The organism is Sneathiella limimaris, from assembly GCF_012932565.1.
In the GTDB taxonomy this organism is placed as follows: Bacteria; Pseudomonadota; Alphaproteobacteria; order Sneathiellales; family Sneathiellaceae; genus Sneathiella; species Sneathiella limimaris.
Genome location: NZ_JABBYJ010000001.1, coordinates 1448515 through 1473414, shown reverse-complemented (window position 1 = coordinate 1473414; position 24900 = coordinate 1448515). Strand labels below are relative to the sequence as shown.

The 24900-nt window shown below is 47.4% G+C and carries 21 protein-coding genes and 1 tRNA gene; 8 read left to right on the top strand and 14 right to left on the bottom strand.

All coding sequences use genetic code 11. The annotated features are described in order from the left end of the window. A complete protein-coding gene (locus HH301_RS07145; RefSeq protein WP_169567970.1) occupies nucleotides 1-1011 on the bottom strand; it encodes a glycosyltransferase in 1011 nt (336 codons plus the stop codon). Nucleotides 1012-1121: 110 nt separating this feature from the next. On the opposite strand from HH301_RS07145, the gene HH301_RS07140 reads away from it, so the two are divergent. Both HH301_RS07140 and HH301_RS07135 read left to right on the top strand, forming a co-directional pair. Next, a complete protein-coding gene (locus HH301_RS07140; protein ID WP_169567968.1) occupies nucleotides 1122-1739 on the top strand; it encodes an acyltransferase in 618 nt (205 codons plus the stop codon). A 10-nt stretch (nucleotides 1740-1749) separates the two neighbouring features. Beyond that, a complete protein-coding gene (locus HH301_RS07135) occupies nucleotides 1750-2709 on the top strand; it encodes a glucosamine inositolphosphorylceramide transferase family protein (RefSeq protein WP_169567967.1) in 960 nt (319 codons plus the stop codon). Here HH301_RS07135 and HH301_RS07130 read toward each other — a convergent pair. The 6 genes from HH301_RS07130 to HH301_RS07105 all read right to left on the bottom strand — a co-directional run bounded on the left by HH301_RS07130 (nucleotide 2690) and on the right by HH301_RS07105 (nucleotide 11120). Further along, a complete protein-coding gene (locus HH301_RS07130) occupies nucleotides 2690-3817 on the bottom strand; it encodes a DegT/DnrJ/EryC1/StrS family aminotransferase (RefSeq protein ID WP_169569529.1) in 1128 nt (375 codons plus the stop codon). The two genes, HH301_RS07135 and HH301_RS07130, sit on opposite strands and share 20 nt — an antisense overlap. A 71-nt stretch (nucleotides 3818-3888) precedes the next feature. After that, on the bottom strand, nucleotides 3889-5616 hold the full coding sequence (locus tag HH301_RS07125) for a polysaccharide biosynthesis/export family protein (protein WP_169567965.1): 1728 nt from the start codon (nucleotides 5614-5616) through the stop codon (nucleotides 3889-3891). Between the two features lie 34 nt (nucleotides 5617-5650). Further along, complete coding sequence (locus HH301_RS07120; protein ID WP_169567963.1) at nucleotides 5651-6034, bottom strand: hypothetical protein; 384 nt, start codon at nucleotides 6032-6034, stop codon at nucleotides 5651-5653. Nucleotides 6035-6047: 13 nt separating this feature from the next. Beyond that, nucleotides 6048-6986: a hypothetical protein gene (locus HH301_RS07115; RefSeq protein ID WP_169567961.1), complete on the bottom strand. Its 939-nt coding sequence runs from the start codon at nucleotides 6984-6986 to the stop codon at nucleotides 6048-6050. A 107-nt stretch (nucleotides 6987-7093) separates the two neighbouring features. Then, a complete protein-coding gene (locus HH301_RS07110) occupies nucleotides 7094-8482 on the bottom strand; it encodes a glycosyltransferase (protein WP_169567960.1) in 1389 nt (462 codons plus the stop codon). 16 nt (nucleotides 8483-8498) lie between these two features. Continuing rightward, complete coding sequence (locus HH301_RS07105) at nucleotides 8499-11120, bottom strand: sulfotransferase domain-containing protein (protein WP_169567958.1); 2622 nt, start codon at nucleotides 11118-11120, stop codon at nucleotides 8499-8501. A 316-nt stretch (nucleotides 11121-11436) separates the two neighbouring features. Between HH301_RS07105 and HH301_RS07100 the strand changes: the two genes are divergently transcribed. Genes HH301_RS07100 through HH301_RS07085 form a run of 4 tightly spaced genes read left to right on the top strand, consistent with a single transcriptional unit; the run spans nucleotide 11437 to nucleotide 15738 of the window. After that, nucleotides 11437-12261, top strand: coding sequence for an ABC transporter permease (locus tag HH301_RS07100; RefSeq protein WP_169567956.1), 825 nt, complete (start codon nucleotides 11437-11439; stop codon nucleotides 12259-12261). Continuing rightward, nucleotides 12258-12908 carry an ABC transporter ATP-binding protein gene (locus HH301_RS07095; protein WP_169567954.1) on the top strand — a complete coding sequence of 217 codons (651 nt, stop codon included), beginning with the start codon at nucleotides 12258-12260 and terminating at the stop codon, nucleotides 12906-12908. Before HH301_RS07100 ends, HH301_RS07095 begins: the two co-directional genes overlap by 4 nt. A gap of 6 nt (nucleotides 12909-12914) precedes the next feature. Beyond that, nucleotides 12915-14138, top strand: a complete 1224-nt coding sequence (locus HH301_RS07090; protein WP_169567952.1) for a KpsE/RkpR family capsule polysaccharide export protein — start codon at nucleotides 12915-12917, stop codon at nucleotides 14136-14138. After that, nucleotides 14125-15738, top strand: a complete 1614-nt coding sequence (locus HH301_RS07085) for a capsular polysaccharide export protein, LipB/KpsS family (protein WP_169567950.1) — start codon at nucleotides 14125-14127, stop codon at nucleotides 15736-15738. Before HH301_RS07090 ends, HH301_RS07085 begins: the two co-directional genes overlap by 14 nt. A 33-nt stretch (nucleotides 15739-15771) precedes the next feature. Here the strand turns inward: HH301_RS07085 and HH301_RS07080 are convergent, their stop codons facing one another. The 3 genes from HH301_RS07080 to HH301_RS07070 all read right to left on the bottom strand — a co-directional run bounded on the left by HH301_RS07080 (nucleotide 15772) and on the right by HH301_RS07070 (nucleotide 20717). Beyond that, nucleotides 15772-16143 (bottom strand): DUF4870 family protein, encoded by a 372-nt coding sequence (locus HH301_RS07080; RefSeq protein WP_169567948.1) that lies wholly within the window; start codon nucleotides 16141-16143, stop codon nucleotides 15772-15774. A gap of 72 nt (nucleotides 16144-16215) precedes the next feature. Then, nucleotides 16216-19434 carry a hypothetical protein gene (locus tag HH301_RS07075; RefSeq protein WP_169567946.1) on the bottom strand — a complete coding sequence of 1073 codons (3219 nt, stop codon included), beginning with the start codon at nucleotides 19432-19434 and terminating at the stop codon, nucleotides 16216-16218. 134 nt (nucleotides 19435-19568) lie between these two features. After that, nucleotides 19569-20717, bottom strand: a complete 1149-nt coding sequence (locus HH301_RS07070; RefSeq protein WP_169569528.1) for a CaiB/BaiF CoA transferase family protein — start codon at nucleotides 20715-20717, stop codon at nucleotides 19569-19571. Nucleotides 20718-20961: 244 nt separating this feature from the next. Here HH301_RS07070 and HH301_RS07065 point away from each other — a divergent pair, with 244 nt between their 5' ends. After that, nucleotides 20962-21774, top strand: coding sequence for a hypothetical protein (locus HH301_RS07065; protein WP_169567944.1), 813 nt, complete (start codon nucleotides 20962-20964; stop codon nucleotides 21772-21774). A 39-nt stretch (nucleotides 21775-21813) separates the two neighbouring features. Continuing rightward, nucleotides 21814-22701 carry a mechanosensitive ion channel family protein gene (locus HH301_RS07060; RefSeq protein ID WP_169567942.1) on the top strand — a complete coding sequence of 296 codons (888 nt, stop codon included), beginning with the start codon at nucleotides 21814-21816 and terminating at the stop codon, nucleotides 22699-22701. 20 nt (nucleotides 22702-22721) lie between these two features. On the opposite strand, the gene HH301_RS07055 is transcribed toward HH301_RS07060, so the two are convergent. The 4 genes from HH301_RS07055 to HH301_RS07040 all read right to left on the bottom strand — a co-directional run bounded on the left by HH301_RS07055 (nucleotide 22722) and on the right by HH301_RS07040 (nucleotide 24844). Next, the gene (locus HH301_RS07055) at nucleotides 22722-23231 is read right to left on the bottom strand and encodes a P-loop nucleotide/nucleoside kinase family protein (protein WP_169567941.1); all 510 of its coding nucleotides are present in this window, start codon (nucleotides 23229-23231) and stop codon (nucleotides 22722-22724) included. Nucleotides 23232-23469: 238 nt separating this feature from the next. Next, entirely contained in the window at nucleotides 23470-24165 is a 696-nt protein-coding gene (locus tag HH301_RS07050; RefSeq protein WP_169567939.1) for a hypothetical protein, read from the bottom strand. A 135-nt stretch (nucleotides 24166-24300) separates the two neighbouring features. Further along, nucleotides 24301-24377, bottom strand: a tRNA-Val gene (locus HH301_RS07045). A 95-nt stretch (nucleotides 24378-24472) separates the two neighbouring features. Then, nucleotides 24473-24844: a response regulator gene (locus tag HH301_RS07040; RefSeq protein WP_169567937.1), complete on the bottom strand. Its 372-nt coding sequence runs from the start codon at nucleotides 24842-24844 to the stop codon at nucleotides 24473-24475. Between the last annotated feature and the right edge of the window lie 56 nt (nucleotides 24845-24900).

The window sequence follows — 24900 nt, the reverse complement described above, 5'->3', positions numbered from 1 at the left end:
TTACATTTCCATCAGCTTTTCTGGCGCAATGTCATTGTAGTTTTGCTTTCCAGAAAGAATATTCTCAAACAGCTCAAAATAGGTTTCTATTGTCGTCTTCCAGCTCGGAACAAGCCCTGCTTTCAACAGAAGCTCTTCTTCCATCCCCTTCAAAAGCGTTTTTCCATCAGCAGCAAGAGTATTCAAAAGGCTAACGTCCAACTCAAGGGAACCAGTTAAAAAGTGGCCATTTCTGGCCTCTTCAATCCAGTCCTTAATCATGCCAATTTCAAATCCGATTACAGGAGTTCGACTTGCCACCGCTTCCGGAATACTTGCAGGCCCACCCTCTGCTGTACTGGTTATCAACAACAGATCGATCATCTCATATATATGGGGGAGCAGTCGATACGGAAGCATCTCCCACAAACGCACTGAGAAGCCCAGCTGAGCTGCAAGTTTGGCTTCATGAAGACGGCCTTCACCCACAAAGACAAAGTCAAACTTTTCAGGAGACAGAGATTTAAGAATCTCAGCAAAATAAGTCTCCCCTTTGATTAATCGCTCATAGCGTTTGGAAATAAAGCCTATCGTCAATTTACTGGAATCTGTTTGCTTAGAACCACATCGCTTAAAGGCGTCAGCACAACCATGCGGAATGATGATACAGTTCTTGAAACCTTTTTCCGCCAAAAACCCCTTTTGACTTTTGTTCAGGCACACAATGGCTTCGGCCTCTTCATACCGCTTCCTAAACCTTTCAAAATCCAGCCAGTGCAGTGGATCCTTAAAATCATGGTGCACTGTCACAACAGAATTTCTAGGAAGCCTTCTCTCCAAATGGGGTCGATTGAATAAGTAGATGTCTGTTAAGCTCATACGATTTACAGACTCAGCTACCCGCCAACTATCTGGGCGGTATCGATTAAACCAACGCGCTATGTCGCTGAAAATCCGGCTTTCCATGTGAACTGAATTCACAATATTTAACTGCTTCCTGTTGCTCACAAAACTCCGTTCTTTCTTCGCCACTATTGTCACTTTAAGGACTGAAAAGGTTGGCCTACCCAAAAAATAAACCTACAATTCACTTAAGATAATACGTCCCTTTTCAAAACGCAAAATGCGAGAGCAACTCAAACATGACCAAAGACACCCAGCATGACATTCCTACCACCATTCAGGAAGGAAGCACCATAAATGTCGGCCTAAATGAGCAATCAATCGCATTTCAAGTTGGAAATAACGGAATTGTTCGGAGCGGCTCCGTCATCTACGCAAATGTCACGGCAGGTGACTATTTTCAAACTGGTCACAACGTCATGATCCGTAGTGACACAGAGATTGGCGATCATGTTGTAGTCGGGACAAATACGGTTATTGAAGGGACCGTAAAAATTGGAAACTTTGTCAAAATAGAAGCGAACTGCTTCATTCCTACACATGTCACAATCGGAACACGCGTATTCATAGGCCCCAATGTTGTCATGACAAATGACATGTACCCTTTAAAACTCCGCGATGAATATATTCCAAAAGGTCCCACTCTAGAAGACGGCGTCACCATCGGCGGCAATGTCACTATTTGCCCCGGTGTAACAATCGGCAAAGGATCTTTTATTGCGGCAGGCGCTGTTGTAACAAAAGATGTCCCGCCTATGTCGCTTGCAATGGGGAACCCCGCCCGGACAAAGCCTTTACCAGACCACCTCAGGGAAAATAATATGGCATTGTCTTGGCGTAAATATCTGAAAGCGTAAATCCAGACTAATGGCCCCACTTTTTAAATTCATCTGGAGACTATTTCATCGGGAAATTTGGTCTCTCGGTATCTACCGAAAAGGAATTGACCAATTTCTGAGCGATCCAATCTCAGAACCTCAATGGATCGAAACCAACTCGACCTTCAGTTTTCTGGCTGATCCGGTCCTTGCCCCAATAAGACAGGACGGCTCGGAGAAAACAATCCTGATCGCCGAAAGGATGAATTTCCTCAAAGGGCGCGGCACACTCGCCTATGCAGAGCTCCCTCAAAATGTGAATAGCCCTCTTAAGTGGAAAGTCATCAAAAATGAGGCATTTCACCTTTCTTATCCCTGTTATTTGAAGATCCCCACAAGAGAGCCGGAAATCTGGGCTGAAGGACATGAAACCTTTTCAATTCCAACTTTCGAATTCTCCAATAATGCATCCTCCCTCACGCGCAAAAGCAGTATCAACCTGGGCGGGATACCTTTTGTAGACCCAACCCCGTTTTGGCATAAAGGGCTTCTTTGGTTATTTGCAACACGTCAGGATGACAACCCAAATCAAAACTTATACCTGTACTATGCGGCTCCTCCGTTCAACGAGTGGCAGGCCCATCCGCAAAATCCAGTAAAGGAAAATTTATCATCAGCAAGACCCGCTGGCAGTCTTTTTCACATGAAAGATGGGGAGCTGATCAGACCTGCCCAGGACTGTAGCAGAACATATGGCGGAGCCGTGACCCTGAACAGGATCACAGAGCTTTCCACACGCCATTTCCAGGAAGAATATTTCATAACATTAGCGCCTCAATCCGACTGGTCTTATTCGGATGGACTCCACACGATTTCGACATACCAGAACATGACAATCATAGATGCAAAAAAGTGGCGTTTCAGCCTTATCGAGCCAATTCGTCAGCTCGCAGTTGGATTATACAACCGAAAGCGCCGTCAAAAGCTTACTAGGCAATTCCAGTCGTAACTTCGTTTTTTATAACCTCAGCAATCAGCGCCTGCACTTCCTCTTCAAGATAAGGATGCATCGGCAAACTAATCAGAGTCTTACTCAAGGCTTCGGTAACTGGAAGATCACCCGGAGCAATCAGACCATCCTGATACGCAACTTGTTGATGCACTGGTTTAGCATAGTAGATCTGAGCAGGAATGTTTTTATCCTTCAGCGCTTTCGCAACTTGATCTCTCTTGTCAGTCGAAATGGTATATTGAGCCCAGGCCGACTTCATGCCTTGTGGGACTATTGGGCACACGACGCTGTTACCCAGATGCTTAGCATAGTTTGCCGCGACAATCTGACGGCGCTCCAATTCATCCTCAAGGATCTTGAGCTTCTCTATCAGGACAACCGCCTGGAGTGTATCTAGCCGGGCGTTCATTCCAACGCAGATGTTATCATACTTCCCGGTTCCGCGACCATGAACCCTTACAGATTTAATTTTTTCGGCCAGTTCATCATCATTTGTGAAAACTGCCCCGCCATCGCCATAGCACCCAAGTGGTTTCGCCGGGAAGAAGCTGGTTGCCGTAACCTCAGCCAGCGCCCCAACTTTATGACCCGCAACTTCTGCACTAAAGGATTGAGCCGCATCTGATATGCAATGCAATGAATATTCCGCGCAAATTGCTTTGATGGACTGATAGTCAGCAGGAATACCAAACAAGTCGACAGGCATAACTGCCTTCGGTTTCAGGTTATTCTCTGCAATCACCCACTCAATAGCAGCCTTCAGACTTGCCGGGTCAGTATTGAAGTAAATGGGATCAACATCTACAAAAACTGGGGTTGCGCCAACCAATGCAATAGCCTCAGCTGAAGCTGTAAACGTAAAGGAAGGAACGAAAACAGCATCACCTTGTCCAATTCCCAATGCCATCAGCGGTAAAACCAGTGCATCCGTCCCACTAGAACAGGAAATGGCATTTCCCACATTACAGTAAGTCTCAAGCTCCTTCTCAAGCTCCTGAACTTCGGGACCCATGATATAGATCCCGTGATCAAGGACCTTCGCAAAACCTTTTTCAACAGCCTCCCGCACCCGCGCTTGCTGGGTTTGAAGATCAATAAAAGGAATATTTTCAGGCAAAACACTCATAGGATTTGGTCCACCATAAAATGAGCAGGAAGGAATGCAGCAGTTTGAGGTTAATCATCAAAGATTTTAACGACGACACCGGTTGCCAAGGCCACCTTATACAGCACATCGATAATATCTTTCATCACCAGGAAAGTCCGGCTATCACTATCAGGTAAGACCATAATCTGATCTCCAGGCTGGATAGCGATATCACTTCCCCGAATAAGCTGGCCGTTCTGACGAAGAACCAGAAAATCATCGTCATTAGCGCGCTCAGAAAAGCCACCGGCATGCTCAATATAATCGCTGACATGATAACGATCATCATAAAGGACGGTTTGGGGAATTTCGACCTCGCCTACAATCATGACTGTGTTAGTCCGGCTTGGTACAACAATTGTGTCACCGTCTTCCAGCGTTGTCGATGTATGGGTTGCTTGACTGGCCAATACAACGCGCCCTTCAGGTTTAAGTGCCTGAGCTTTCTCAATAAATTTTTCAACAAGAGCGGCTTCCTGAGCCCTGATCCCGGATTCAGATTCTGTCGTTACTTTTGCCGTCAGAACGGAACGCTGTAAGCGACTAAGTGACTGCTGTAGGGCAAGCAACTGCTTTTCCGCGACACTTTCCCTTTTCAGATAGACGGAGTCAGGCAATGCCTGATCAGGGTCAACTTCAATCCGCGCCAATGCTTCATAGACCGTTGACCATCTTGGTAGCACAACATATGACGGGCCATCACTGACACCATCCACTTTCACCAAAATATTCTTTCCAACTGCGTCAGAAATAAACTCTATCGTATCACCTGCGTTCAACCGACGATTATCGAAAGCCTCAATGGGAACGTAATCAGAGTACACATCTCCACCAACGGCACCGTTCACGATCACATGCGTAACATCTGGTTGCGGCCCAGCGATCTGCTTAATGTAACTTCCAGTTCCCGGATTTGCTCCAAGTTCAAACACATAGGAATTACGAATTTTTCCCTTTGTTGTGATGGTCGGCAGTCGTTCTGAAACAACTATCACATCGTTGTTTTCAAACTGAAAATTATCAATCTCACCAGTGTACAGGAACTGATAGAGATCCAAGCTGGCTGCTTTTCGATTACCTCTCATCACGGTAATATTTCGAAACGACCCTCTCTCAAGGTCAATACCACCTGCCTGCTGTAAATAGTAGATTGCCGTGTCAATACGATCTCCTGCATACCTACCAGGACGCTTGACCGGTCCTGTCACAAAGACACCAATGGGCTGAGTATTTAAAAGATTTGCATAGATTTTGACATTATCGACAAATACTTTTCGAATAGCATTCGTCATAACACTGTTAAGCTGATGTTTTGGGACACCCTTCAGGTAAACAGGGCCTACATCTGGAATAAAAATATTGCCTTGCGAGTCAACATCAGCAGACATGATAAGACTTTTTGCGCCCCACATCTGAATTGAAATTCGGTCTCCAGTAGATATGCGATATACCGGATTGTCTGGGGCCACTCTTGAAACAACCGCCTGACCCTTGAAAAGACTGGCACCGAAAACTTCTGGTTCAGCCTGAGAACCCTGTCCATCAGGAATTTCTATTTCGGTCGGAGGTTGCTCTTCTGACAAGCTCCCTTCATTTGCAACGGGCGCGATCTGCTGCAGTTGTGTGGTATCTTGCAGACCTGTATTTTGAAGGATTTCCGTCGACGTTTTGTCCAATGTCTGAGAACTTGCGTTCGCCATTATCATGACTGACAACACGCACCCGCCAAGTAACTGGATGAGAGATTTTTTAAACATAGTGACTGTCTTCCAATTCTCAGTTCTCTGTTTTCTAGTTTCTATACTGTCTGCCAATTAGTTTCCAGACTTTCCCTGACTGACAACTATAAAAAGTTTGACTGGAATTTGTTTCCGCCCCTGATTTCACTTCAAACATTTTGCAATTTTGAAGATTGCCAGAGACATAAGATCTCAAGACAACTGCATTTACGGCCCCACCGAAGAGGGGATCATTCACAAAGACGGACTGATTTTCATTGGTGACGGCCACAGTTTTCAGCAATTGGCTCTTATCACTAGATATTTTGTATCCACTCGTCTCCACAACTTCTGAGGCGACAGATCCAGTTGATTTGGTCGATTGTACAGTCGAACAACCAGCCAACATCATCATACCTATTCCCAAGGCGGTATATTTTCTCAATTTTGCGTTCATGTTCATACCAAACCTATTGATCTTTCGCCTGTTCTTGATCCAATTGTTTTTCAAAAGCCATCTTGACCTGATCCAAGTGCTGGGCCTTGGCTTCATCATTCTTTGCTGTCTTGATCATCCGCTCCGCCTCATCAAAACGGTTCAAGTTTATCAGACACATCACGACAGCTTGCCAATAGTTCCCTCTGTCAGGGTATTTATTAAAGAGCGGGTACCAGAGATCAAGTGCTGTTTCATATTTTCTCATCTCCATGAGCACTCTTGCCAAGTTAATCTGCGCAACCTCATCATCTGGAAACAAGTGCGTTGCTACTCTCCATCTTTGGAATCTTGCAAGGTTAAAGGTTGCAGCCCTGGCAAACTCATGGAGACTCTTTTGAAGTTTCTCCAGTTTTTCATTGTCTGTACTATCACCACCGATGCTGGTAGAACGGGACCGCCCAACGAATTGAATAGGCTCATGCGTATAAAGCTCGAACGGGTCGTCATCAAACAGAGATGCCTCCCATCTACGCTGCCTTTTTCTCACCAATGATGTTAGCAGAAACAAAATAACTCCCACCAGCAAAATCGAGCAGACACCATTGAAGAAACTGAACTGATCGGTTATCGGGGCAAGGGCAAAGATCGAAAAGATCAAAAGACAAACAGATATGAGCAGAACAGCAACTGTTTTCCCAAAAAAAGCAAATATGCTGTTCAACATAATCAAAACGACGAATATGAAAGCTGGAATTGTCGAATTAAATATCAGAGACCGGGATATGGAATAAAAAGCATCTAACTCCTGCCTATTGGCAAAAAAAGTAAATTCCAGATCGACAAAAATTGACGAGACAGAAAGAACAAGCGCAAGCCATAGAAACGTGTAGGCAATAAATTTACCTGCCCAACCGTTCGTCTCTAAAAGACCTGGGTCACTTTGGCTTTCCTGTGCAATATCCGCGTTCATTCCGCTTCTCTATGTTTACCGTATACTTGCCGTTGAAGCTTAAGATATAGATTTCCAAGTACAAGCAATAAATTAAGCTCGTTTAACATTACCCCGAAGAGACCCAGTTACGAACGCTTGAAAAACTTATAACATCTCACAATGACACGGAAAATCCATGAAGGTAAAATTCGCCTCAAGGCCGCATCAAGTAAAAAAACTTTTGGAAAAACCTGTAAATTATGCACAGTATTCGCTGTAATCTCTAGCAAAGGTATTCCAGCTTCAAGTCGCGCCTCTTGAATCTTTTGTTTCTTTTGCAAATCATCAGATCGCAACCAATCATTCAGTTCCTCGGCTATGACATACCTGACCCCGTTGACCTGGAGCTGTGGGTCGGGGATTTCGAGTGCCATGACGGTGATGTCATGCCCCCAGTTGGCCAGGGTCCGGGTATGTCGGTAAAACCGGCGGTTCGTCGTCAGCGGCTTGTTGGCCAGGCACAGGATCTTCCTCGGGGGATCCGAGGGGCTCAGAACCGGCGACATCGCGGCCTCAAAGGCGCCCTCTTCCTGTGACCAGCACATCTCCTTCGCCGTCGCTTCCATCCGCTCCCGGTAATAGTCCAAACGAGACAGCATCTTCTCTAGGGATCGGGCTATCGTCTCCGGCTGGCTCCCCTCATACACAACCCCACAATCATAGGTCTCGACAACCTCCTGCACATAAGGCAGGCTCGAGACCAGCATCGGCACCCGGCTCATGATCAACTCAAACACCCGGTTCGGCAGCATCGTTCGATGATTGCCAATCGTCGGGCGGATCGGAATGATTCCGATATCCGCCCCGCTGCGATAGCGGATCAGATCATCCGGTCCCTTCAGGTCGAGAAAATGCACCCGCCCTTCCAGGCCCTGACGGGCAATTCGCTCCTTCAACGGATCGCCCAGAAACGCCGGGATCCACCCCATGATCGCCAGGTGAACCGTTTCCGGCAGATGCTTCAGCGCCGTCACCGTCTCCTCAACCCCACAATCAATAAAGACCGAGTTCGGATACAGAACCAGCCTGTCCTCTGGTTTCAGGCCACAATCCCGACGGATCTCGTCATCCCGCTCAACCTCTTCATAATCCAGGCAGTTGCGGACAATCTTGGCCGGAACCACCCCGTCCTGAGCCCCATACCAGCCCGCAACCCCACGAGTGCCGACCATCAGTGCATCCAGCTGCCGGTAGATCTCCAGCTCATGCCGGTGGACCAGCGCCGTGCCCCGCTTCTCAGCCGCAAACATCTCACCAGCCCGGCCAGAGCGGCCGCTATATTCTGGATATTCAACCCCGTCATAAACCAGGGGACAGCCATAGCGCTCCTTGACCACACGCGCTGCCTCAAGCCCCAAACTGTCATGCAATAAACATAGATCATACTCTTCCGAGCCAAGCGCAGCCTCAACCCAGTCCGCATACCCAAAAACACGGTCAAAATGTCGCTTCCAGATCTTGTTCGGTTTTAACATATCTAACACCGAACGTTCAGTCGATTTTTTGACCTGGGAATCCCAAGGTCAGTGGCGATTTGACAGAAACAATTCCAGGTCTAAGGACAATATCAACTTCCTGCTCGGGCCAAACCCCGGTATTCAAGAGGTTTCTCAAATCGACATTTTGGTCAGGGAAGGCAGCAACCAGCGATCCATTCGCTTCATAGATATTCGCCCTTTTCCACTCTGCCTGTTTGATACCTAATGACTTCAATTGCTCGACCATGGAACTGTTTACAACAGTCTGACCCAAATTCTTAAAACGATATGACAGCTCATCCATTGCCTGGTCCAGGACAGTCATCAACTCTCTGCATTTCTCTATCACTGCACAATCTTCGTCGTCATCAGCAAGAAACGCGATTTCATGAACTGTTGGCAAATGCTGGATAATCAGCTTAAGCTCCTTCAATTTCAATGAAAGAGGTATACCAAGCACCGGTTCGATGCCTTGCCGACGGCACACTTCTATCGCCTGTGAAAACTGTTCAGTGACAATCGATGGATATGTCCAATTGGCATCTGATACAGAAAGTACAACACCACTATCTTTAATGTGTTTCGGAATATCCGTTTCCAGGAGCTTTTCCGCTGTCAGGTACTCCCAGTTATATCCATATTCCTCCATCATTCTTACCCAAAATGGATCTGACTTAAACCTTTCGGCATCGGCAAAGGTCAAGTGATTAGCCCAGTCACCCACCACGCCTTTCCGCATATGACTCTTTTTTTCCTCATGCTTCCGTCCGGTAGCAGCTCCAAATTCTGTATTCAGAAGACAGGTCTCAATGATTTCATTAGTTGTGCGGACACCCAAAAACTCAAAAATTTTCGAAGTTGTGATGGAAAAATTCTGGTGTAAATCTTCGTAGGTGAATTCAAACAAGGACTGATGTCCTTTAACCGCTTCATAGCCTTGAAAATAATGTCGTGTTCTCGTCATAGCCGCATCAAAACTGCTTTGCTGGTCAGTCCATTGCGCTCCAGTTCGCTGATAGGAAATCAGCACATCTCTTGGATCTCGAACTATGTAAATATATTGGGATTTGGGAGATGCTAATAAAATGTCTTTCAAGACCACAGAATTAGCTGGAGATTTCGTAATAAACCGCTTTCCGTGAGGATAGAAACCAGCCTCCCCCACCTCTATCTGCTGCAGCCTATTTTGCATCAATTCTGCAGTTACGCCTTGTTTGGCATTATGAAATTCAACCTGCCCTGGCACCTCAAAGATCTCTGGATGAGCCGCGATGACCCGTCTCGCCCATGTAGTACCGCCACGGGCAAAGCCACACAGGAATATACCCTTATCCAAAGGTACGGGTTGCACCGGAAATACCTTACCTTTGACTTTTGGCTTGGGAGAAGGGCCTTGATGTTCGTTTACTTTGTCCGTTTTTAACGAGGACGGCAACTCGGATACAGCCTTGTTAGTGATATCTTTTATAGCCTTTTTTTCAGGCTTAGAAACCGGCATCTGTTTCTTAAATCCGAAAAGATTTTTAGGTATACTAAAGAAATTGTTTCTAGCATCCAAATGAGAGACAAATTCAACATTATACTGTACGGCACCCGATCTGAAATTATCCGGATGATTAATCAGAAAAACTGGGTTCCTTTTTTTCAGCTCGTTATTTAGCCCTTCGAAATACTCGGTTTTATTTCTCATTTCAGGATAGAGTAAAATATCCCTATTCAGGCGCCAAATATTGGCGAGGCTCTCCTGAAGACCCAATCGGCTAAGTCTCTCAGGGTTATAAAAACTGCTGGAGCTGGCACCGAGCTGCTCTATCAGATCTGGGGCGAGTGTTTTATTTGCCAAGGAAGCGACGCGACCGATCTCATCTCCATGATGATTGACCAGCTCAATTTTTGAGAAGCATGATTGCATCTCTTTCAGGTTACTTTTGAGGAAAAGCTCCATCCCATCAAGTGCATCCTTGAGTTTATACTTACCGAACGCCAGCTCATTCGTCTCATCAGACAGTTTTGCAATCTCTGCCTCTACAGTCTTGGCATCCTTTACCCAGTTCATGAATTGGGCATCATCTCCATGAAAGACCGAATACCTAATCCATGAGGAGAATGGACCAGCATGCATTCCAACTTGTACTTCCGGGCTTTGCAAATGACGGAAAACCCTGTATGAGGCTTCCCGTTCACGATCAAGAGGACTAAATCCCCAGTTCAGAAAAAAGGTACTTCTATACCCTTCTTGTAAATTCACGTCAGCGACCGCCATCGCAGCCAAAACGTCCCAGGCATGAACATCATGATACAGGCACAGAACTGAACGCTCGGCTCCTTCACGGAGATAATCACTGACCCCTTTAAAGGTATATTCATTGAGCCGGAATAATCGCATCAAAGCAAAATATTTGCTTTGCCATTCAGAAAAAACCGGCCTCAGATGTTCAAACACCTCCTCCCGACCCAGCTGCTCAAATGAATTGTCAAGCCTCTGCCAGTCCTCAACACTCAGAACACCAAGAACATTCAATTTCCCACCACAATTTTGGGCGGTTTTCAATTTTTCTAGAATTGCTTTTAGAGAGTCGGGTACTGCCTGCCGCTTTCTATAATTTGGTAAAATCCGATCCCACGCTAAATTCATTTGTCTCTCTATGAATGTTACTTGCTCAATTGGAATATGTTTCTTCTGATAAACACTTGCATGGTTATTACATGCATCCAGAAATGTACAGGTCTTAAGAGCTCTACCTTAGCCACAATATCAGACAGAATAAACCCGCTTGTATGGCGCATATGACAGAGGACCTGAACTGCGCAAAATGGTGGAACAAAAGCTCTCAAGGGTCTCAAATGAGACTTGGTTAGCCAAGTTCTCCAAATCAGCATAGTTTCACTTGTTTGAAAAAAATACATTCTTTAGACTGCGCCAGATTTCCAAGTTCTTGTACAGAGCCGATATGCAAGCTAAAAAGACCAGCATGACAACTCTTCTTTCCAATTGGTGGACTGCTTTTTCAATTCATATGAGAATTGTATGGGCACTGGTTATCAGGGAAACCCGTACGCGTTTCGGACGTCAGAAAATTGGTTATCTCTGGGCTTTCATCCTGCCTTTGCTACAGATCTCGGTCTTTTACCTCATTCGAACCTATGTTGGTCGGCTAACCCCCGTCGGCATGCCATTGGAACTTGTTCTCATTACAGGTTTCATCCCGTGGTTCTTGTTTTCTGATAATCGAACACAATGTACCAACTCAATTCGGGGTAATCGAAATCTGCTAACTTACCCCTTGGTAACCGTCTATGATGTTCTCATCGCCAGGACGACGTTGGAATTCTCCACAAAAATTGTTGTTTTCTGCATTTTGCTAATCGTTTTTCACACTGCATTAGGAACAAAGCTAGAGGTAGACGATGCCATTGGCTGCATTTTTATCGCCAGCTGCCTCGCATTGTTTGGAATGGCATTTGGCCACATTGTCTCGTGCATAAGCTTTTACATTCGGGCAATCAACGAACTGATTGGTGCGTGCTTTCGCGTGATGTTCTTTACGAGCGGTGTCTTCTTTATTGTTTCAGACCTCCCTGCCGCCTATCGAGAAATAGTTCTATATAATCCTATTGCTCATATGATAGACCAGTTCAGAGGTTTTTACTTTGACAGTTATGAAGCCCGGTACAGCAATTTAGAGTATATCGTCCAAAGTCTCTTGATAATGTTGATTATTATGTTTCTCGTTGACTCTGCAACGAAGCAAAAGCAAATGACCGCTGAACAATGATATTATTTGACAGAGTTTCAAAAGGATACCCAACAAAAACTGGATATAGGGAAATCCTCAAGAATATTAGCATTGCCCTCCCAACGGATAAACATATCGGGATTCTTGGCCGAAACGGCTCTGGGAAATCCACAATTTTACGAATGATCGGTGGCTCAGAACGCCCCGACAAAGGACGAATTAGAATTTCCAACGCGCGCGTATCTTGGCCACTTGGGTTTGCAGGTGGTTTTCATGCAGAACTCACAGCTAAAGAAAATATTCGCTTCATATCTCGGATATATGGGGCAAATATCAATTACGTCACTGAGTTTGTCGAAGATTTCGCGGAAATTGGCGAATATATAAACATGCCAATCAAAACCTACTCTTCAGGTATGCGCTCTCGAATTGCCTTTGGCTTAAGCTTGGCAATTGATTTTGACTTTTACCTAATTGACGAAATCACTTCAGTTGGCGATCAATGGTTTAGAGAAAAAGCCCAGAAAGCTTTTGCCGCTAGGCGTCACCGGTCTGGCCTGATCATGGTCTCCCATAACCCGGGAACGATCCGAAACTATTGCGATATGGGCTTGGTTCTGAGAGATTCAAAGTTTATTGTCTTCGAAGATTTGGAAGATGCGATCTCATTTTATAAAAAAGGCTAATGTAAGTTGAATATTCCTGCAAAGCAAAATCAGGAGCTCACGAATAAAGGGGCCCAAGAGATCACGACTGACAAGTCTGGGAGCCAGACGCTGCAAGAGACTTCTCAATACCCTGCCAACCCGCAACGAAAACGTTCATTGGTTGGTGTTTTTGTCATACTTGGATATGCACTTCTAGTCCTGGTCCCCAGTACATTTGCCTTTGTTTACTATTATTTTGTCGCGTCTGATATTTATGTAAGCGAAATGCGGCTGGTTGTCAAAAGCACTGAATCCTCCCACTCCCCTTCTGCATTGGGAGGTATAATGGGAGCATTGGGACGGGGTGCAGGTAGCCAAGACCTCAACATGGTGGCTGAGTATGTTCACTCCAATGATCTGCTTGAAAAGCTGTCTCATTCAGTTCCGATCAGGACGATCTATTCAAACTCCAATATAGACAGCTATGCTCGTCTTCCCACAGATGCATCTCAGGAAGATCTCAAGAAATACTTTGAAGATTTTGTCATTGTTTCTGATGATGGTACTGGAACGCTAGAAGTTCAGGTAAAAGCCTTCACGCCTGAGGAAGCTACATTGATTGCCATGGAGATAACCCGCCTCAGCGAAGAGATGGTGGATCAGGTCTCAGACCGCGCCAAACACGACTCAATCAAGTTTGCTGAAAAAGAACTCGAAAAAGCGAAAAACAAATACCTAGAGTCTGCCAAACGCCTAGCTGATTTTCGAAGTTCTTCTCAGTTCGTAGATCCAAATGTAAACGCTGCCGCCATCATGGCTCAAGTGTCGAAACTGGAGGCTCAAATAGCACAGGCGCGCACTGAAATGGCAGAAATGAGAAGCTACCTTGCCGATACAAGCCCTCAAATCGTAGCGATAAAATCTAAAATCGCTGCTCTTGAAGTCGAAAAACAACGGGAATTAAAACGGCTTGGAAACTCAAGTGCCTCTGACATGAGTGCACAATTGGAAGCTTTTGAAGAACTCCAGTTACTGGTTGAGGTGAACAAAAAAGTTTACGAAGACACTTTAATAACGCTGGATGCAGTTCGAAATGAGGCTTCCCGTCAAAGTGTCTACCTGGTGCCATTTGTCCCTCCAAGCTTCCCGGAAGAGCCAACGGAACCAATTCGCTGGAAAGAAGTCCTCTCAATTTTTATCGGGCTATCCATCATTTATGGACTTTGCCTGCTGATAATCTCGGCAATTCATGAACATGTCCGAACATGATGCTTGGGAAGAAAAGCCACGAACCAAAGATCAGCAATCCTCTTTTCAAAGGAATCGGTGGTTCCTAGGCCTTAGAGTTGCAAATGACCGTTTTCAGGGAAGCATTCGCTTAAATGATAGCGCTTCCCTGGAAGATGTCCCAGGTGAACTGCAGAAAATTCTGGACAGCTATATTCAGGCCTTTCAACAAACCTATGGAAGCCTGAATGCCGACGCGCGGCTTTGCCTAACGGATATCAACCCAGACCTTTGGCCAGCGCATAAAAACGGCACTTTATTGGCAACTGAGAATGGTATAACTCTCACGCACTTGGCTGTTAAGAGCTTTCCCCTGCCACTCTTCAAACCATCCCCAATTAAGCCAGGATGGATCTACCATCTCGCTAAAGCGGGAAAAGTCCTTTCTCAGGCGGACATCGTCACCTTGTTTTGTCAGTTGCTGGACGTTCCGGTTTACCGGTTGACCAAAAGCGGAATTGAGGAGCGACACCAATGGGATAGGGATAAGAAAATTGCCATTCTATACGACCTTTTCCAGAAAGACGGCTGGCAATTTCCAAACCAAACTAGCCTGAAAGCACAAGAAAACCTGCTCTATGATGTTCTTGCAAAAAGCCGGTTCAAGCGTCTTTTGCCGCCCGTACTTGCCTGTCTTGGGTTTTCTAAATGGAAACGCGGCCATATCAAAAAAATGCTCGCACCCTCAAAAATTAGGTTCTTCAACGATGATGCCGCGGCTTTAGACTGGAGAAATGAAAGAGATGGCGAAATTTTAGTCTGGTCATCAAAGCTCCCACAATTTCCAGGCCTGGCATCAGAAAGGACCAGTGTCAGCATTATCCATATGGAAGACGGCTTTATCCGCTCAAAAGGACTGGGTGCACATCTAGTCCCTGCTCAATCTCTGGTGATAGACAGAAGTGGCATTTACTACAATCCCTCTCAGGCAAGTGATCTGGAGAGGTTTTTAAACACACATGAATTTTCAAAATTCGAAAAAGATCGGGCTGCAGAGCTTCTGAAAACTATCCTTGAGAAGAAACTTAACAAGTATAATCTGCAAGACGAGCCTCTGAAGCTTCCACTCTCAGAGAAAAAAACCATCTTGGTCCCTGGTCAGGTCGAGGACGATGCCTCTATTATCACCGGAACAAATGTCATTCAATCTAACCTGAAACTCCTACAAAAAGTTCGAGAAGATTTTCCAAAAGCCCGTATTCTCTACAAACCTCACCCGGATGTGGAAAAGGCAGGTAGAGAAGGTGCGATTTCAGTTGAGAACGCCAAAGAATACGCAGACATTATTCTAAACACCGGATCGATAGACCAGTTACTCCCGTCTATTGACCAGGTTTGCACCATGACCTCCCTTCTGGGATTTGAAGCCCTGCTTAGAGGCATTTCGGTGACAACTTATGGCGGCCCGTTTTATGCCGGTTGGGGACTGACCGATGACAGAGGAGGTTTAGATCTGTCGCGACGACAAAGAAAATTATCAATCGAACAACTCATATTTGGAACCTTAATCCACTATCCATTCTACCTGGATCGTGAGTTCCGGATCATCTCTGCAGAAACATTTTTAACCACAGAGTTCTGACTAAACCCGCCAAAAGGCAGGTTTTTTAATGGCTTACCATTTCCAGGTTTTAGGATCCGGGTAAGGTGTTTTCTGATCCAGGTATTTAAGACCTTTTACGCAGCGAAGGATATACCAGATGAGCAACGCCAGCAGTACGAGAAAGCCAACAAAGACTGCTGTCAGAGCCGCACCAATAAATCCGATCAGGAGGGAAATCCAAAAGGTACGGATCTGAAACTGGTAATGGCTTTGTACCCAGGGGGCAGCATCACCCTTATTGACATAGGCCATGATCACACCGACCACATTGGCCATTGGCACAACGATAGCCGCGAGATAAAGAAAATAGACTATCTGGGCCATCTTGGCAGTCCCTTGCGCCTTGGCCTCACTCACAACATCCTTGGACGGCTGGTCAGTCATCCTAAACCCCTCTAGTAGCTGTAAATTTTAATATGAACCGTACTCAGATGAACGAAAGATGTCCATCAATTCCTAGTCATCACCCAAGGCATCATTGAGCATGAAGTAAACCTTACCAATGTCAGAGCTGGAATAGGTCTCAAACAACATCTTGGCATGTTCAGACTGTTCAGTCTCCTCCAGGAGCTGACGGAAGGACCGACGATATTCATCCACATAGCGACGGAAATCCCCGCTTTCTTTATAAAGCGTCTTGATCTTGTCTTGATCCCGGGATTTCAACAGCTTCTTAGTGAAAATACTTTTCTCTCCCTTGCGATATCGGTTCCAGAGCTCTTCTGGAAGCGTGTTATCCAAGGAGCGAGCAAGATCGATCGAAATTGAATGCAAGCTGTCAATAATAAGAGCGGAAGCTTTTCGGAAGGCCTCCCCGCCTCTTGATTTCTGACGGGCGGAGATCTCTTCACTTTGCTGTTGGACCCGTGCAGAAGCCTCTTTCAACCGTTCGGCCTGCTTCTGGAATTTCAGGCTGGAAATCAACGCTTCTTCAGCAGCTGTTGTCGAAGCATCCTTCAGGTTCTTGCTCTCTTCCTGCAACAGGTTGGATGTTTGTTTCAGGGAATTCTCGACCTGCTGGGCGGTTACTTCCAAGCGTTTCTTCTGTTGCTCGAACTGCTCCAGCATCCGCGCGGATCCAGCCTGTACATTTCCAACATATGCGGCCAACTGCTCAGCGCGTGTTTTGAAAGTATTGGCGGTCTCTTCAGAAAGGTGGTTGGCCCTCTCTCCGGCCTGGTTCATTTGATCGGTCAGACTATCCAGATCCACCTGGAAACGAGCACGGGTATTCTCAATCTGCTTGCGATGACGGTTCAGTGCCTCATCCGCTGTCTGCAGACCGCTCAGCATCAACTCACTAGCCTTAGCAAGCTCCAATGTTTTGCGCCGGTACGCATCCCCTGCCACATTGGAAAGGCCTCGTGTTTTCTCCAGAAGGCGCGTCCGTTCGCTCAATGATTTCTCTATATATTCGGATTTCTCAGCCAGATCTCGCGCGACTTCCGTCATGGCCGCTGTCTCCTCGCGCAGAACCTTTTCCAGACTCTCTGCATTCATCCGAGCATTTTCGGAAAGCGCTGAGAGATCCTCAAACTGTTCTTTGGCGGCCTTGCTTGCATCCTCAATCCGGGTCACATTGGCATGAGTTTCATCCGACAAGCTGGCCCCCTCAGCACGGGCCCGACTGGCTGCCTCTTCAAGACCTTCCACATATTGATGAGCCTGATCACCAAGAGCTCTCAGCTCGGCAGAAGTTTTCTCTGCGATCCGTGCAAGCTCTGCGCTTTGCGACTGAGCATTTTCGCCAGACTGGCGGGCCTGCAATGTCGCCCGTTCTGCGCTTGCCATCAGGTCCTGATGATGACGAACCGCTTCCTCGATTGCCATGGAGAGTTTAGAGCTGGAAAGCTCAGCACCTGTTGCCAGATCCTTCTGCTTCTGCTCCAACTCAGAAACCGCTTCACGCAAACTGCGAGAGGTCCGAGTGCCAGATTGTTCAATATCCTGAGTTTCCCGTTTCAGCCCTTCACCCGCTTCTTTCAACTCTTCACGCATACGGCTGGCTGCCACATTCAGCGCTTCTGCCTGCCGCTGGAAGCCACTGCCAAGCTGGGTGATTTGGTTGTTAGCTTCCAGGCTGGCTTTAGACAGATTGTCCACGTTGCTATCAAGTCGGGCGGCAATATCTTGGGAGAGCTCATCAATCTGACCCACCGCCTCTTGCAAGGAGAGGATCTGCTTCTTGAACTGATCCTGGATTTCTGTGGTACGACTGGCAGCGCGGTTGGTATTGCCATCCAGCTCTTCTGCATAGTCGCGAAGCCGTTCCTTCAGGTCATCCGCATTGGCAAGCGACCGGGCGCCAGCGTCTTTCAGCAAGGTCTCGCCTTTTTGTAGGATCGCCTCCACATCGCCAAGGTTGGTCTGCGTGGCCTTAAACATATCCTGCATTTGCTGCATTTCATCACGAAGACCCTGCATGGCGCCGCGAATTTCGTCGGCAAGCTCGGCCGACATACCGGCCATTTTGCGTGCTTCATCAGACAACATGCCACTGTTATGCCCAAGATCTTTCACTGCCTCGTCGGCTTCACCGCGGAAATCAGCCTGGCGCGCCTGAAGAGTTTCCATGGCTGTTTCGATCTGACTAATGCTTGTAGCCATTTGATCGCGAAGATCCAAGAGTCGCTGCGCACTGGCCTGCCCGGTTTGTCCCATATCACTGGTCCGCTCCCGCAGCTCATCTGAGGCTTTTTCGAGCTCCGCCCGGCTCCGGCGGCTTAGATCCTCTATCTCCTCAATGCGCTGTTTGAACTGATCACTACCGCGATCCATTTTCTCCCGCGCCAGATCGGAGGTGTTATCAATGCTGCGGATTTGGCTTCCAAGCTCGTCACTGACACTGCTCGCTTTTTCCAGCATCCGAACGGCCGCGGCTTCAAGCCCCTGACTGGTTCCGGATAGCAACTCTGTCATGGCTGCAGCCTTGGCTTCTGATACCGCAACCGCTTCTTCAAGTGCCTCTATCTGACGGGCTAGAGAAGCTTCAATCGCGGCTGTACGGTCATCCGCTAAGGCGTAGGCTTCTTTCAGCTTAGCATCCTGTTCCAGTGCAATTTCATCAAGCCGGCCAGATTGTTCAGAAGATTCCTTCAACAACGCATTGATCACGGCAATTCGCGCATCCAGCTCGCCCTGTAGCTGATCCGTATCTTTCAGAAGTTTATCAACCACCTCGCGCGCAGCAGATTGCTGCCCTGTCAGTTGCTGGTTGACTTCGCGAAGACGGGTTGCGGCATTTTCTGTCTCTGCCTGAATTTCCCGGGCATGACGTCGCAAGGTCATCGTCAGACTGGCAACGCGGGCCTCGGCTTCCGGGCTTGGATACGAAAGCTCCCGCAGCAAGGCATCCAGACTTGCACCTTGCAGGCGATTATCAATTCCGCGCCGGGCATACGCGCCGAGCAGCCAAAGAAACGCCAACGGAGCAAAAGCACCAGCAAAAAACGCCCCAATTTCATGGGGCAGCATCTGCAAGACATTGGCCCAGCCAATATTTCGGTCTGCATATACAAGGACAGCCGCTAGCCAGATCACCGATGTCAGAAACAGCATCAGGAAAAACAGCCGCGATGCCATGGTTGATCGACGAACAGATTTCTCCTGCTCGTGACTTCCCAGTACAAGTGGAGCTTCATCCCCATCGTCGGCATTTGGATGTTTCAGCAGCATGGTCTTTCCCTTTTAAAACCGTCCCTTAAGAGTCGTTTATAAAGGAGAAAAGGTCAAGAGGATGACTACCTTGCCGTGAAATGAAAAAAGGCCGGAAAAATTCCGGCCTTTAATACACAGATTAAAAACCCTGTTTAGCGAACAGCGCCCTTTGCTTTCAGGTCTGAAATGGCAGCAGCATCAAATCCCCAATCGCTAAGGGCTTCATCGGTATGCTGGCCAGCCGAACAAGGTGGATGCTGAATTTCACTTTGGGTGCGAGAGAATTTTGGTGCCGGACCCGGCTGCAGAACTCCGTCAATTTCCACAAAGCTCCCCCGCGCCTTGTTGTGCGGATGATCCGCCACTTCCGAAAGGCTGAGAACGGGCGCAAAACACACATCCGTGCCTTCCATGATATCGCACCACTCGGCACGTGTTTTGGTCTTGAAGACGCCAGCCAGTTTTTCCTTCAGCATCGGCCACTGGCTTTCATCCATCTGTTTTGGCAACTCTTCCTGATCAAGACCCGTCAGCTCCAGAAGCAATTTATAGAATTTGCCCTCGATGGAGCCAATGGACACATACTCACCATCTGATGTTTCATAAACATCATAGAAATGGGCACCACTATCCAGAATGTTAGTGCCCCGCTCATCAGACCAGCGACCGGCTGCTTTCAGACCAAAGAAAGTGGTCATCAGGCTGGCTGCCCCTTCCACCATGGACACATCAACAACTTGCCCCTTGCCGGACGTTTTTGATTCCAAAATTGCCGCCAAAAGGCCCATAGCCAAGTACAGGGCACCACCGCCAAAGTCACCAACCAGGTTCAACGGGGGTGTTGGTGGGCCATCTTTACGGCCGATTGCATGCAGCGCACCGGACAGCGCAATGTAATTGAGGTCATGACCCGCCGCTTTCGCCATAGGTCCATCCTGCCCCCAGCCTGTCATCCGGCCATAGGCAATCTTCGGGTTACGGGCAAAGACATCATCTGGTCCAAGTCCGAGCCGTTCCATCACGCCGGGGCGAAACCCTTCGATCAAGCCATCTGCCTGCTCAATCAGTTTCAGGATGGTCTCCCGCCCTTCCGCGGATTTACTGTCAACGGCGACCGACCGGCGCCCGCGCATTAAAAGATTGTATTTTGGATCCGTGTGAACACCCAGGCCAGCATCCTCCATCCGGTCAATCCGAACAATGTCCGCGCCCATATCTGCCAGGAGCAGCGCACACATGGGCCCTGGTCCAATACCGCCCATTTCCACAATTTTCACACCAGCCAAAGGTCCCATTTTTATTCCTTTCTTATTTCCGCCCTAGGGCAAGCCCCATCTGGTTTTGCCTCTAAATTAGTAAGTCAGCTTATTATGTCCGGCATCTTATTATGAATTATGAGCGCCTGTCACCCACCCATGATTGATTTTCATCGCTTTTCTCCAAAATGCGACAAAGGGTCCTAAATTAGCTGAACTAAAGAATTGCACCTACCTTTCAATCGGCGCTATACCAGAAAGGGACACAAAATAATTGGAGGGGTTTCCAATGGGTAAGATAATTGGTGGCGTTGTCGCCGCACTCGTGATCATCATCGCGATTGTTGTTGGTGTTGTGTATTTCAATCTGGACAAAATCATTATCGCAGCCGTTGAAGAATATGGCTCCGAAGTGACCCAGTCAGAAGTTTCCCTCAATGAGGTCGACATCGATATGACTTCCGGCAAGGGTGGTCTTCGCGGTTTAACCGTCGGCAATCCATCTGGTTTTGAGGAACCAAACGCTTTTGAACTGGGAGAGATCGCTGTTGAAGTGAATATCGCAGATACAAGCGGTGAGCTGATCCACATCACGTCAATCAAGGTGGACGCGCCACGAGTTGTTTACGAGCTGAAAGAAGGCGGCAACAATCTGGACGCGCTTAAGAAAAATGTTGATGACTATGTGAAAGCCATGGGCGGCAGCGAGAGCTCCAGCTCAGAAGAAGGTGAAGGTCCAAAGCTGATTATCGACAGCCTCGTCATTCAAGGCGGTAAAGTGGTGGTAAAAGCCCCGATCACGATGAATAAAAGCATTGAAGGCAACCTTCCAACCATCACCCTGAAAGACATCGGCAAGGAAGAAGGCGGCGCGGATCCCGGTGAAGTCGCGGCGAAAATCATCGAATCTATTACCGCTGGCAGTATGTCTGTGATCGGTGATCTTGGTGTTGGCAAGACCCTTCAATCCCTGCAGGATGGTCTTGGATCCGTTACTAAAGGTGTCACTGATGGGGCGGCTGGTGCTGCGTCTGGCGCATCAAAAGCAGTTGAAGGTGTTGGCGGTGCCGTTAAGGGACTGCTCGGCGGATCTTCTGACTAATCAGACATAAGCCAGAGAAATGAGAGAGGAAGTTAGGGCATGGACGAGATTGAGCAGAATCTGGAAGCAGTGAATAAATATCTGGATATGGTCATCGAGTTTGGCGTTCAGTACGGTTTCCAGATCGTCGGCGCCCTCGTCTTCCTCCTCTTCGGCCTGATGGTCGCTAACTGGATTGGCAACAGGGTCACCAAAGTGGCCCTCGCCAAGAATATCGATCAAACATTGAGCGGATTTATCGGCAGCACCATCAAACTGGTGTTGCTGGTGATGCTGGTGATCATCACCCTTGGCAATTTCGGGATCAGCATTGCCCCGCTGATTGCTTTGGCCGGTGCCGTTTCCTTAGGCGCCACCTTGGCGTTGCAAGGTCCGATCTCCAACTTTGGCGCCGGGATTGCCATTATCCTGACCCGGCCTTTTGTGGTTGGTAACGTGATCAATGTCCTGGGGGTTAGCGGTGTGGTCGATAAAATCACCCTCGGTATCACCTTTATTACCGGGGAGGATGGGGAACAAATCTCAATCCCCAATAAGGAAATTGTCGGGCAGGTCATCGTCAACTCCCATGACACTCGCATTCTGGAAACAACAATCGCGGTGCCCGCCGGTGTTGATACTGACCAATTAACTGAAAAGTTGTTAGCGATCCTCAAGTCCCACCCGGATATTGTGCAGGAGCCGGATCCGCAAGTGGGTATCCATGATTTTACTTATGGTGGCTATATCATGGGACTTCGCTCCTGGGTGCCGGGCCGGAAATATTTCCAAGTCAGGTATGATGTAAACAAATCCATTCGGGCGGCGCTTAAAGAGCTGAAGGTAGAGCTTCTGACACCAGCCAATATGTCTCTTGCCTTGCCCGACCTGGCAAAGGCTAATCAGACAGCTTCTGCGGGAAAAGCGTCCAATCAGCCTTCAGCCTGAGCAGTCATGTCCGCCTCTGATTAATGGCGAACCAGCTTGAAGCCTTCCTCTTCCCGGGGTGGCTCGAAATAGCCGGTGACCATCATAAACTCTTCCGGGCTTGAAAACTTGCTGCCTTCCGGTTTGTCCTTATTGCGCTTTTTCAGCTGAACAAGGCATTCCGCATTGCTCCGATCCAGAAAATGCAGTTCATGATCAACGGCGGTTTCATTGATCAGGCTCTTGAACCAGGCCCGCTGCGTGCGGGTATTGCCCGGAAAATCCATGATCACGGTAGCGCCGGAATTCAGCAGCTCCATCACATGATCTTTCAGGATCCGCTTTAACCGCGCAGAATGGGTGATGTATTTCTCAAATGTTGTGATTTCATCGGGGAACAGCCGGCTCAGCCAGACATCTTCACTGATCAGGATCGCCTTCTCTTTCTCAGCCAAACGGGACGCCAGCGTGGATTTGCCGGAAGCCATCTTTCCGCAGAAAAAGTGCAACTTGGGTGAGTTGGAACTTGGGGAACTCTGATACGTCTTCATTTTCTTCTCCTCTCAGTGCCCGGAGGGGAAGAAAAACTGCACAACGATCCAACCCCTCAAAAGGGCGGACGTTTTGAAACCTTTTAAACCTCCGCCATTCTATTTTTAAGAATGACGGCCACAATGGTCATATGTGCGAGTACGTTTTTCATGAGCGCGATGTTAGCGACGGATTTTTAGGATGTAAACCCAGAAAATGCAGCTCGTGAATTTTTGATGGAGGAGAGTATGAGAAACTTTAACTGAGGTTAAAAATATTATCCGGATAAGCAAAAAAATACACTTCTCGAAACCCCCGCAAATCAAAACCACAAGCTTTTTTTAGATCAAGCTTCCCACTGCTGTTACGTCTGTTAGCGTATATGAGCAGACGAACATCTTCCCCAAGAGCTCTTTGATATTGCTTTAACTTTAGCGCCTTCTTGTTTATTGCATCTTGAATTATTGGCTTTGGAGACATTCTGACGAAACCTCCCCTATCATTTAATAGATACCAGTCATCCATGTAGGCAACCGTCACAAACACTTTAAGGGTCGGACCAAGCTTAAACTCGAAATACTGACCCTTCTGATATTGTTCAAGCTTCATATCAAGTAAAACGCGAGGCAGTTTTTCTATATTTTTGGAACGAATATCTCCTAGCAACTTTACAGTCAATTTAACGTTAGAGCTTTCGTGATACTCTGCTTTTAAACGATTAATTATTTGCTGGTTAGTCCGCTCTCTTCTCTTATCTTCGGATCCAGAACCAGATATATAGCCCTTGAACACCTCTGTAAGCTCCAAACCAAATTCTGAACTACCGCTTTCAATTAGAAAATCGGGTCCAGGAGGTACACAAGGCGAAAAAACCCAGTCGACATCAAGTAGCCGGATCGCTTCCTCAAGAATGAAAATTTCGTGCTTCTTTTTTTTGTGTTCTGTAATACTCAAAGTTCTTAAAGCGACCCTCTATTGATCTAGTAAAAAACCTATCACAAATTTGGCCTATCAACGAACCATTTGAAAAGAACAACTCGGCGCTTGCGCAGCTCTTGAAAAAATAATTCTAAATTTTCTATGGGAAAATGGTGGGTGTAACAAGATTCGAACTTGTGACCTCTGCCATGTCAAGGCAACGCTCTAACCAACTGAGCTATACACCCTCCGGCATGCATCTGCATGAGAAGTGGGCGTCTTATAATCCGCTGGGAAAAGCTTGGCAACCCTCTTTTTTGCGCATCTTCCCAATTCGCGGGTTTCAGGACGCCTGCTGGGCAGCCAGGGCCTTGTCTACGGCCTCAACCAGAGAATTCAAATGAAAAGGTTTTGAGAGAAGCTGGCTAAAGTTTACTTCTTCGCCCGCGTCTTCCATGGTGATGGCGGAAAAGCCGGTGATATAGATGACCGGCACTCCCGGCTTCACAGCTTGCGCCCGCATGGCCAGCTCCAGCCCCCCAAGGCGATCCATCACAATATCAGTGATCAGGATATCGAAAGGCCCTGCCTGCAGGGCGGGAAGCGCATCCTCTCCATCGGCAAACGCGAGGACTTCGTGTCCTGCATTTTCCAGGCTCCGCGCCAGGAAATGCCGCATGGAGTTGTCATCTTCCGCAAGTAATATACGAGCCATAAGGGTATGTACGCCACTCTGTATCTAGCATTGTATTCTTATTTTCAGCCTATACT

Excerpts from the sequence above, each read along its gene's own strand:
- HH301_RS07080 (WP_169567948.1), bottom strand. The coding sequence starts at position 16,143 with ATGACTGACCAGCCGTCCAAGGATGTTGTGAGTGAGGCCAAGGCGCAA.
- HH301_RS07085 (WP_169567950.1), top strand. The coding sequence starts at position 14,125 with ATGTCCGAACATGATGCTTGGGAAGAAAAGCCACGAACCAAAGATCAG.
- HH301_RS07140 (WP_169567968.1), top strand. The coding sequence starts at position 1,122 with ATGACCAAAGACACCCAGCATGACATTCCTACCACCATTCAGGAAGGA.
- HH301_RS07100 (WP_169567956.1), top strand. The coding sequence starts at position 11,437 with ATGCAAGCTAAAAAGACCAGCATGACAACTCTTCTTTCCAATTGGTGG.
- HH301_RS07065 (WP_169567944.1), top strand. The coding sequence starts at position 20,962 with ATGGGTAAGATAATTGGTGGCGTTGTCGCCGCACTCGTGATCATCATC.
- HH301_RS07120 (WP_169567963.1), bottom strand. The coding sequence starts at position 6,034 with ATGAACGCAAAATTGAGAAAATATACCGCCTTGGGAATAGGTATGATG.
- HH301_RS07135 (WP_169567967.1), top strand. The coding sequence starts at position 1,750 with ATGGCCCCACTTTTTAAATTCATCTGGAGACTATTTCATCGGGAAATT.
- HH301_RS07095 (WP_169567954.1), top strand. The coding sequence starts at position 12,258 with ATGATATTATTTGACAGAGTTTCAAAAGGATACCCAACAAAAACTGGA.
- HH301_RS07060 (WP_169567942.1), top strand. The coding sequence starts at position 21,814 with ATGGACGAGATTGAGCAGAATCTGGAAGCAGTGAATAAATATCTGGAT.
- HH301_RS07110 (WP_169567960.1), bottom strand. The coding sequence starts at position 8,482 with ATGTTAAAACCGAACAAGATCTGGAAGCGACATTTTGACCGTGTTTTT.
- HH301_RS07040 (WP_169567937.1), bottom strand. The coding sequence starts at position 24,844 with ATGGCTCGTATATTACTTGCGGAAGATGACAACTCCATGCGGCATTTC.
- HH301_RS07115 (WP_169567961.1), bottom strand. The coding sequence starts at position 6,986 with ATGAACGCGGATATTGCACAGGAAAGCCAAAGTGACCCAGGTCTTTTA.
- HH301_RS07075 (WP_169567946.1), bottom strand. The coding sequence starts at position 19,434 with ATGCTGCTGAAACATCCAAATGCCGACGATGGGGATGAAGCTCCACTT.
- HH301_RS07105 (WP_169567958.1), bottom strand. The coding sequence starts at position 11,120 with ATGAATTTAGCGTGGGATCGGATTTTACCAAATTATAGAAAGCGGCAG.
- HH301_RS07125 (WP_169567965.1), bottom strand. The coding sequence starts at position 5,616 with ATGTTTAAAAAATCTCTCATCCAGTTACTTGGCGGGTGCGTGTTGTCA.
- HH301_RS07055 (WP_169567941.1), bottom strand. The coding sequence starts at position 23,231 with ATGAAGACGTATCAGAGTTCCCCAAGTTCCAACTCACCCAAGTTGCAC.